At 41.5% G+C, this 1,502-nt stretch carries 3 protein-coding genes; all 3 read right to left on the reverse strand.

Going from position 1 to position 1,502, the window contains the following annotated elements; translation table 11 throughout:
* Window positions 1-39: 39 nt before the first annotated feature.
* Window positions 40-363 carry a hypothetical protein gene (locus ACX5KA_RS18430; protein ID WP_458731844.1) on the reverse strand — a complete coding sequence of 108 codons (324 nt, stop codon included), beginning with the start codon at window positions 361-363 and terminating at the stop codon, window positions 40-42.
* Window positions 364-489: 126 nt separating this feature from the next.
* A complete protein-coding gene (locus ACX5KA_RS18435; RefSeq protein WP_039220731.1) occupies window positions 490-978 on the reverse strand; it encodes a DUF695 domain-containing protein in 489 nt (162 codons plus the stop codon).
* Window positions 979-1,103: 125 nt separating this feature from the next.
* On the reverse strand, window positions 1,104-1,370 hold the full coding sequence (locus tag ACX5KA_RS18440) for a hypothetical protein (protein WP_039220733.1): 267 nt from the start codon (window positions 1,368-1,370) through the stop codon (window positions 1,104-1,106).
* Window positions 1,371-1,502: the final 132 nt, after the last annotated feature.

Here is a 1,502-nt window from a genome sequence, read left to right on the forward strand (position 1 = left end):
GAAGTGAGTGAGTTTATTGACTTGTTAGCCACGCTTTACTTACGAAACACTTTTTTGAAACTTACGCATAGCTTTAACGACATTAACAATTGGCAATGTCGAGAAGAGAACAAAAATAGCTATGAACAGCATAAGGTTTAAATAAGCTAAGTAAGCCAACACTCCAACTAAGATTTGTACCGCACCAGATAATAAATAGCTATTGCCTACGTATTTGCAGAAAGCAGGTAAGTCGGCAATTTTAGAAAAGTCGATGCCGTTAAGTACATCCGCTTTTTTATTAAAGGTAAGCAAATAGCCAATAGTTAAGTATATTAAGCCGCTTAAGCAGGATATTAAAAGAATTAGAAAACCTGTATCCATGGAAAATCCTTTTTAGTGGCTAACATTAAGCTAAGCGGCGCAGTTGCTTGGGGCATAATGGCGAAGCCGCCCTGCGTGTTTGCGTCCCAGCGACCGAAGGGAGCGAGTTAAGCGCATTGTTATGTTTCATAGCTGTTCGAAGTACCATTTTGCTTGTTTCCATTCGAGGTCTTGCTCCATGTGCCAATCAAAAGGGCTGGGATGTTTTTGGTTGTCAATTATATGCTGAAGGTGTGCATGAGCTATTTCCGGGTCATATACGCGCCATACTAGGCGACGAGTTTTATTCCAAGTTTCGCGAACAAAAAATAACGCATTCCCACCCGACTTAATATCCTCATCGAGTTTGTCACAAAACGGTTCGACGATCTGTCTTTCTTCTTCGGATGGCATTCCATTTTCGATACTATCCGTGAAGTCGATTATGACGGAAAGGTGCCAGCCAAAAACTCTTTTAGGTTCGAAGTTTTTGAGCGCAGAATTCAATACCCCAACGCATGGAAGTTTGTCCGCTTCCCACTCCATGACAGTGTAAGTTTCTTCCGGTAGTGTTACTCGCACTTTGTTTTCCTTAACCGGTTGATTTTTCTTCTTTCCAAAGAACCTACTTAACATGGTTTTCCTCCTGAAATATAACACGCGCATAAAGAGCAAAATATGTGGGCTATAACACTAAGCGAAGCGCAGGGAGGCTGCGTGTATGCGCCCCAGCGAAGGTAGTGAGTGTGTTAATTGGGTTGTTATGTGCGTAGTTTTATAAGAGCAAAGCGCTCTTGCTTTTCTAAAGCAAATCCAATCATAAGTACCATACAACCCCCCATTGGTAGCCAAGTTGTACCTGCGAACAAAACCAGTGAAAGACCATAGGAAAAAGCAATCAGCCATTTTACAGGGCGGGGCAATCGAAAATATGAAACTGTGAATAGTGTCGGCTTGTTAACGTAGAAAGCAATAAGCCCGATTAATATGACTGTGAAGAGAAAATAACCAATAAATGCAGAATCCATTCGCTGTACTCCCAAAGTAGGTTTTAACCTAAGTCTAAATTAAATCTGATTATGACCAAATGTTCAATAGCACATAATTTTAAGCTAAGGGGGGCTAGCACCTGGGCTAAAATCCGAACGAAGTGAGCAGCC

It is taken from the genome of Alteromonas alvinellae (assembly GCF_902705805.1).